This window comes from Microbacterium sp. (genome assembly GCF_031988965.1).
GTDB lineage: Bacteria > Actinomycetota > Actinomycetes > Actinomycetales > Microbacteriaceae > Microbacterium.
Genome location: NZ_DALZXX010000137.1, coordinates 1 through 7,797, shown reverse-complemented (window position 1 = coordinate 7,797; position 7,797 = coordinate 1). Strand labels below are relative to the sequence as shown.

General features: G+C 67.9%; 5 protein-coding genes and 1 pseudogene. 5 read left to right on the top strand and 1 reads right to left on the bottom strand.

Translation table 11 applies throughout. The features are described from left to right. The 3 genes and pseudogenes from RTM68_RS15615 to RTM68_RS15605 all read left to right on the top strand — a co-directional run. Positions 1 to 189: pseudogene (locus RTM68_RS15615) on the top strand (hypothetical protein); the annotation flags it as partial. After that, positions 186 to 1,205, top strand: coding sequence for an ABC transporter permease (locus RTM68_RS15610; protein ID WP_312172644.1), 1,020 nt, complete (start codon positions 186 to 188; stop codon positions 1,203 to 1,205). The pseudogene RTM68_RS15615 and the gene RTM68_RS15610, both read left to right, overlap by 4 nt. A 118-nt stretch (positions 1,206 to 1,323) precedes the next feature. Further along, positions 1,324 to 4,482 (top strand): lamin tail domain-containing protein, encoded by a 3,159-nt coding sequence (locus RTM68_RS15605; RefSeq protein WP_312172641.1) that lies wholly within the window; start codon positions 1,324 to 1,326, stop codon positions 4,480 to 4,482. A 79-nt stretch (positions 4,483 to 4,561) separates the two neighbouring features. Here the strand turns inward: RTM68_RS15605 and RTM68_RS15600 are convergent, their stop codons facing one another. Then, positions 4,562 to 4,912, bottom strand: coding sequence for a hypothetical protein (locus tag RTM68_RS15600; protein ID WP_312172639.1), 351 nt, complete (start codon positions 4,910 to 4,912; stop codon positions 4,562 to 4,564). A 156-nt stretch (positions 4,913 to 5,068) separates the two neighbouring features. Here RTM68_RS15600 and RTM68_RS15595 point away from each other — a divergent pair, with 156 nt between their 5' ends. Together RTM68_RS15595 and RTM68_RS15590 are read left to right on the top strand one after the other, a co-directional pair. Continuing rightward, on the top strand, positions 5,069 to 7,525 hold the full coding sequence (locus tag RTM68_RS15595; RefSeq protein ID WP_312172637.1) for a UvrD-helicase domain-containing protein: 2,457 nt from the start codon (positions 5,069 to 5,071) through the stop codon (positions 7,523 to 7,525). A 26-nt stretch (positions 7,526 to 7,551) separates the two neighbouring features. Continuing rightward, a partial coding sequence (locus tag RTM68_RS15590) for a hypothetical protein (protein WP_312172634.1) occupies positions 7,552 to 7,797 on the top strand: 246 nt, incomplete at its 3' end.

The following is a 7,797-nucleotide window of genomic DNA, read 5'->3' as shown; positions in this document are numbered from 1 at the left end:
GTGCAGGCGGGTCTCCAGATCTCGGAATTCGCCCCCGCGCAGAGCGCGCTCGAGCACACATTCCTCACGCTCAACCACCAGGCCGCGGCGGCGGCTGCCGCGGCGGCGTCGGCCCCACCGGCACCGGCCGCACCCACGGCACCGCCACCCCCACCCGCCGCCCCGAACGCCGAGGAGGCGGGAGTATGAGCCTCACGAACATCCGTATCATCGCGCGTCTCGAGCTGACCCAGCGACTGCGCAGCGTCGGCTGGTACATCCTGCTCGGCGTCTTCGCCGTCGTCCTGATCGGTGTGACGGCGCTGTCTTTCGCGGTCTATGCCTGGGGCGAGTTCATCGGAGCCGGCGTGTTCTCGATCGTGGTGAACATGGTGCTGCTCCTGGTCGCGCTCGTCTCTCCGACGCTGAGCGGAAACGCCATCAACGGCGACCGCGAGGCGGCGACCCTGGCGGCCGTCCAGGTGACCGCGGTCTCGACCGGCGACATCATGCTCGGCAAGCTCGTCGCCGCCGTGGCGACCGGCTTCGCCTTCCTGATCGTCGCGATCCCGTTCCTGGCGATCTCGCTGCTCGGGGGAGGATCGAACCCGCTCGTGCTGCTCGTGTCGCTGCTCGTGCTCGTGGCCGAGATCATCATCGTCGCGGCGATCGGCGTGGGGCTCAGCGGTCTCATCGCCCGGCCCCTGTTCTCTGTCGCGACCACGTATCTCGTCATCGCCGGCCTCACGATCGGCACACTCATCGTCTTCGCCCTCGGAGGCATGGCGATCCGTACCGAGACGACGCAGTACAGCAGGCCCTACGACGACGTGGGCAGCGTCGACTGCGAATCGTGGGACACCTACACCACAGAGGTGCCGCGTTTCGACCTCGTCTGGTGGGTGCTGGCGGCGAACCCCTTCGTGGTGCTCGCCGACGCCACGCCCACCGAGTACAGCACCGAGGGCTACCCGGTCGACATGTTCGGTCAGATCAAGCTCGGCGTGCGAAGCGCGCAGCAGACGCCGATCGACCAGCGCTGGGACGAGTGCTCATCCGATCCGTATGACTCCCGGACCCCGCAGGAGATCATCGACAGCACGGTGCCGAGCTGGTTCGTGGGCCTGGGCGTGCAGGTCGTGATCGCCGGTGCCCTGTTCGCCGGTGCCTGGTCGCGTACGCGGACTCCCGCGAAGCGGCTGCCCCCGGGGACGCGAATCGCGTGAGCTGTGCGGATGGTGAACGGCCACCGGCCGTTCACCATCCGTGCACCGGGCGGACGTCGGGGGGTCACGCGGAATCGGTGATGTGGGGTGAAACCCGTCTGCCTTCCTCAGGAGCCCTATGTCCCGCCTGCACTCCGCCGCTGCGATCACGACGGTGTGCGCGCTCAGCGCCGCCGCACTGCTCGCCGCGCCCCTCGCCGCCACCGGCGCCGAACCCGGTGTCCGCATCAACGAAGTCGAGTCGAGCGGAGGAACGCCCGGTGACTGGATCGAGTTCGTCAACACATCGGACGCCGCCGTCGATCTCAGCGGCTACGTCGTCAAGGACAACGGCGACGACGAGTTCTACACGTTCCCCGAGGGGACGACCGTCGCGCCCGGTGCCTTCCTCGTGATCGACGAGGTCGCCGCCGGCGTCGGCGACTTCACCTTCGGTCTCGGCAAGGACGACCAGGTGCGTCTGTTCGACCCGAGCGCGGTGCTCGTGGATGAGACGTCGTGGTCGGCTCACGCGGCTGTCACCTGGGGTGCGCGTGAGAGCGAAGGAGCCGTGGAATGGGCGGACACCTCCGAGTCGACGAAGGGAACCTCCAACGTCTTCGCTGCCGACGATCCGGTCGGCGGTTCGATCGCCATCAACGAGGTCGACTCGCAGCCGGCGGACTGGGTCGAGTTCTACAACGCGGGCGATGTCGCGCTCGACATCTCGGGCTACGAGATCCGCGACAACTCCGACGACCACCGCTGGCAGTTCCTGGCAGGCACCGAGATCGCAGCCGGAGATTTCCTCGTGGTCGACGAGGGATCGATCGGGCTGGTCGACGGCGTGGAGACCGCGTTCCGCGACCCGATCGGCATCGGCAGCGCCGACCGCATCCGTCTCTTCGACGCCTCGGGCTCGCAGATCGACGACACTCTGCCGTGGAGCGGCCACGCCGCGATCGATGGTGAATTCGCCGCAGCGACGCTCGCGCGATGCCCCGACGGCAAGGGAGCCTTCGTGCTCGCCTACTCGACGCCGGGGACGGCGAACTCCTGCGTCACGCCCGATGTCGTGATCAACGAGATCGAGTCCGACGGTGACACCACCGACTGGGTCGAGGTCGTCAACACCGGCAGCACTCCGGTCGACCTCTCCGGCTGGACCGTGATGGACGGTGATCCCGTCGGGCACGCGTCGGAGACGACGCCGCTGCCCGCCGGCACGATGCTCGAGCCTGGTGCGTACCGCGTCTTCGACCAGCCGACGGACTTCGTGTTCGGGCTCGGCAACGGAGACACGGTGACGCTGCGGGACGCGAACCTCGACGTCGTCGACGAGCACGTGTACGCAGAGCATGCCGAGGGCGTCCTCGCCCGCTGCGCGGACGGCAGCGGAGACGTCGTCGACATCGCGATCTCGACCAAGGGCGAGCGCAACGCGTGCGGCAACCCCGTGCGCATCAACGAGGTCGACTCCGACGGTGGCTCGCCCGACGATTGGATCGAGCTGGTCAACCCGACGGCGTCTGCGCTCGATGTCTCGGGCATCGTCGTGAAGGACGACGATGACGCGCACTCGTACGCCATCCCGGCCGCGACCATGATCGACGCCGGTGGCTACCTGGTCATCGAACGGGCCGAGCTCGGCTTCGGACTCGGCGACGGCGACTCGGTACGCCTGTTCGACGGCGACCTGCTCATCGACTCCACCACCTGGGGCATGGGGCACGCGGCGACCACGTGGGGGCGCTGCCCCGATGCCACCGGCGCCTTCGCCGTGACGGCGGAGAGCACGAAGGGAGCGGCGAACATCTGCGAAGGCGAGGTCGCGGTGTCGCCGTGGCCAGGTTCGGCCGAGGTGCGAGTGCTCGACACCGCGCCGACGTTCCTCGAGGACAGCTCCGGCCTCGACGTGCAGGAGACCGCGGACGGTGCCTTCCTCTGGGCGGTCGACAACGGTGAAGGCCGCATCTGGAAGCTAGAGGCCCACGCCGACGGATCGTTCGCGCAGATCGCGGGATGGGAGGCGGGCAAGCGCGTCCGGTTCCAGAAGGACGCCGAGGCCCCGGATGCCGCGGGACCGGACACCGAGGGCATCACGGTCGACGGTGACGGACTCGTCTACGTCGCGTCGGAACGCGACAACAGCGCGAAGGGCGTCAATCAGAACACGATCCTCGTGGTCGATCCCGAGGCGTCGACCGGTGACCTCATCGCCCAGCAGGAGTGGGACCTCACCGCGAAGCTGCCCGCCGTCGGCGCGAACCTCGGCATGGAAGCCGTGCAGTGGGTGCCCGACAGCGCCCTGGACGGTGCCCTGTTCGACGTCAACACGGGTGCGGCGTACGACTCGACCGATTACTCCGGTCACGGCGACGGTCTGTTCTTCGTGGCGGTCGAGGACAACGGTCACGTCTACGCCTTCGCGCTCGCGGCGGACGGGTCCTCGACCCTCGTCTCGGAGATCGCGCCGGGTCTCGCCGGAGTCATGGCGCTCGACTACGACAGCGTCCTCGATGTGCTGTGGGCCGTCTGCGACGACGGATGCCAGGGCCGCTCCGCCCAGATCACGCTGAACGGCACCGCGAAGCCCGGCATCGCTCACTTCGCACGGCCGGCTTCGATGCCCGACATCAACAACGAGGGCTTCGCGACGGCTCCGGCCTCACTCGCGGTGGACGGTCAGCGTCCGGTCTGGTGGTTCGCAGACGGCTTCGCCTCGGAGGCGCTGCGCACAGGGATGATCCCGGTGGCGGACTCCGGAAACCCCGGTGGTGAGAACCCGGGAACGGAGAACCCGGGAACGGAGAACCCGGGAACGGAGAACCCGGGAACGGAGAACCCGGGAACCGAGAACCCCGGAACCGAGAATCCCGGTGAGAGTGCGGCTCCGCTCCCGGGGTCGGCGCTGACGGACGACAACCGCAACGGCGTCACGGTGAATCCCTCCGTGGCGGGTCGTGGTGATCGGGTGACCGTCAGCACAGGCACGGACCAGGCGGGAGATCAGCTCGCGGTCTGGATGTACTCCGAGCCCGTGTCCCTCGGCACGAGCACGGCCTCGGCGACGGGATCCGTGGCGGTCACGATCCCGACTGATGCGCCGCTCGGTGCGCACCGCATCGCGGCATATGCCGCGGACGGTTCGCTGGTCGGCTGGGCCGACATCACCATCGAGGAGCCGCACGGGCTCGCCACGACCGGGGCGGATGTTCCCGTCGTGGCGGTCGTCGTCGCGATCATGATGCTGATCGCCGGCGGTCTCATCGCGGTTCGGAGGCGGCGAACGCTCTGAGCGATCCGTCAGGCTGAAGAGGGGTGTGCGGGAGGCCGCGCACCCCTCTTCCGTGGTCGCACAGGATCTCGGCGTGCGCTCAGAGTCCGAGTACGGCGCGTGCGCCGTCGGCATCCGCCTGGCGATACTCCCACGCGATGCGGTCGAGATCTGCGCGCCCGGTGTCGTCCACCGTCGTGAAGCCCTCCTCGGCCTTCTGCACACCGTCTGCCGTGCGCTGCGAGACGGTGCCGACGAACCCGGCTGCGCCTTCGACCAGTCCACCGATCGAGTTGAGGACCGGGGGAATGAAAGCCCCGATCGGGCCGAATGCCATGCCCGGTACGGCGGAAGAGATGCTGTTGCGCGACGCGGCGAGCTTCGCTGCCGCCTCGGTCAGTGCGGCGCGAGCCGCCTCATATGCGTCGCTGTGGACTTCGATCGCAGCCATCAGGTCGAGCTCCCCCTCGAATCAACCGTCTCTCCGCTGATCTGCGGGCCGACGTGCTTCGTCCACGATAGGTCGATGACGGCGGCGAGCCAAGTCTGCGACGTCCGCCCCGGCACCCACCGCGATGTCGGCGCCTCAGCCTAGACTCATAAGGCCATGTCAGAAGCCCCCCTCATCGTGCCCGGAACCGTCGGCCCCCACTCCACCGGAGGGCAGGGTCAGGACGATCTCCTCGCCGGTCTCAACCCGCAGCAGCTCGAAGCCGTCACCTACCGTGGCCCCGCGCTGCTCATCGTCGCGGGCGCCGGCTCGGGCAAGACGAGCGTGCTCACGCGGCGCATCGCCTCGCTGCTCCGGGGGCGCGAGGCGTGGCCCAGTCAGATCCTCGCCATCACCTTCACGAACAAGGCTGCGGGCGAGATGCGCGAGCGCGTCGAGGCGATCATCGGCGATGCGGCCCGTGGCATGTGGATCTCGACCTTCCACTCGGCGTGCGTCCGCATCCTGCGGCGAGAGGCCGATCAGTTCGGTTTCACCAAGTCGTTCACGATCTACGACTCCGGCGATTCGCGAGCGCTCATCAAGCGTCTGGTGAAGGAGCACGAAGCGGACGCCTACGGTCTGACGCCCGGGGCGGTGCAGTCGCGAATCTCGAAGCTCAAGAACGAGCTGTCCGATGCCGAGTCCTACGCGCGCCAGGCCAACATGTCCGACCCCGCCGAGCGCATCTTCGTCGAGCTCTTCGCCGACTACCAGCGGCAGCTGCAGAAGGCCAACGCGTTCGACTTCGACGACCTCATCGGTCAGACCGTCTATCTGTTCCGCGCGTTCCCGCAGGTCGCCGACACCTATCGTCGGCGCTTCCGCCACATCCTCGTCGACGAGTACCAGGACACCAACCACGCCCAGTACGCGCTCATCCACGAGCTCACCCGGCCGGTGTCGGGAGACGCCCCCGATCCCTATGCCTCGAACGGCATGATGATCTTCGAGCCCGAGACCACCCCCGAGCTCGCGGGCGCGTCACTCACGGTCGTCGGTGATTCCGACCAGTCGATCTACGCCTTCCGCGGAGCGGACATCCGCAACATCAGCGAGTTCGAGCGTGACTTCCCCGGGGCGCGGGTCGTGCTCCTGGAGCAGAACTACCGCTCGACGCAGAACATCCTGTCCGCCGCGAACGCGGTGATCGGCAACAACTTCGACCGCAAGGACAAGAAGCTCTGGAGCGACAAGGGCGACGGCGACAAGATCATCGGCTTCACGGGCTACTCGCAGCACGATGAGGCGCAGTTCGTCGCCGACGAGGTCGAGTCGCTGCGCCGTGCCGGCTTCCCGTACTCCGAGATGGCCGTGTTCTACCGGACGAACTCGCAGTCGCGAGCGCTCGAGGAGATCTTCATCCGCTCGGCGGTGCCCTACAAGATCATGGGCGGCACGAAGTTCTACGAGCGCGCCGAGATCAAAGACGCCCTGGCATACCTCGTTGCGGTCGCCAACCCGGCCGACGAGATGGCTGTGCGCCGCATCCTGAACAAGCCGAGGCGAGGCATCGGCGACGTCAGTGAGACGGCGATCGCGCGGTTCGCCGACGAACACGACATCACCTTCCGTCAGGCGCTCTCGGTGCCCGACCAGCTCGGTTTCGGCCCCAAGATCCAGGGTGCGATCGCGCAGCTCGATGCGGTGCTCGCCGAGGCGACCGAGATCATGCTCCCGGCCTCGGGAGAGCTGCCGGCGCCCACCACGGTCGCCGACGGGCTCAGCGTGCTGCTCTCGAAGAGCGGCTACCTCGACGCACTCCGCGCGAGCCGCGACCCGCAGGACGAGGCTCGTGTCGAGAACCTCGACGAGTTCGTCGCGGTGGCTCGTGACTTCGCCCGCAACAATCCCGAGGGCACGATCGTCGACTTCCTCACCGAGGTCGCTCTCGTCTCGGACGCCGACGACCTCGACGACGAATCGGGATCGGTGTCGATGATGACGATGCACACCGCCAAGGGGCTCGAATACGACGCCGTCTTCGTCACGGGTGTCGAAGAAGACCTGATCCCGCACCGCATCTCGGCGGGCGAGCCGGGGGGACCGCAGGAAGAGCGCCGTCTCTTCTACGTGGGCATCACGCGTGCTCGCAAGCGACTGCATCTCTCGCTCGCCATGACCCGCGCGCAGTTCGGCGAGGTCTCGGTCGCCATGCCGAGCCGCTTCCTGCAGGAGATCCCCGCAGGGCTCATCGACTGGCGGCAATCGCCGGGCGACGTGAACTCGCGCGGCGGCATGCAGTCGCGCGCGCTGAACGCTCGTCGTCCTGGCGGCGGGTTCGGTGGATCCGGATCCGGTGATCGGTTCGCGGTGAAGCAGCTGCCGGGACGCGACTCGCTCAAGCCTCTGTCGACCGCGATGGACAAGTTCCCCAATCGCGTGACGGCGAAGATGCGAGACAACGGCGACCTCGAGCTGACCGCCGGCGACCGCATCCGTCACTCCGACTTCGGTGAAGGGCGCGTCGATGCGGTGACAGGCGAGGGGGCGAAGCGCATCGCTCACGTGCGGTTCGATTCGGCCGGGCAGAAGAAGCTGCTGATCAAGGTCGCACCGATCGAGAAGATCTAGAGCATCTGCGGGTTAGGCTGATCGATATGGCCCTGTTCTCCCGCCGCAAGAAGTCCGCTGACGACTCCGTCACCGACCCGACTGAGACCGAGAACGTCGAGGCGTCCGACGAATCCACGCAGGACGCTGAGACCGATACCGCACCCGAAGCCGCGGCGCCCACGATCGGGATCTCCGTGCAGGCGTTCCGTGGCGTCGGAGCACAGGCAGGTCCCGAGGTCTCGCTCACCGAGACCGATGCACCGACGGCCGACCCGACCGCTGGCGGCGCG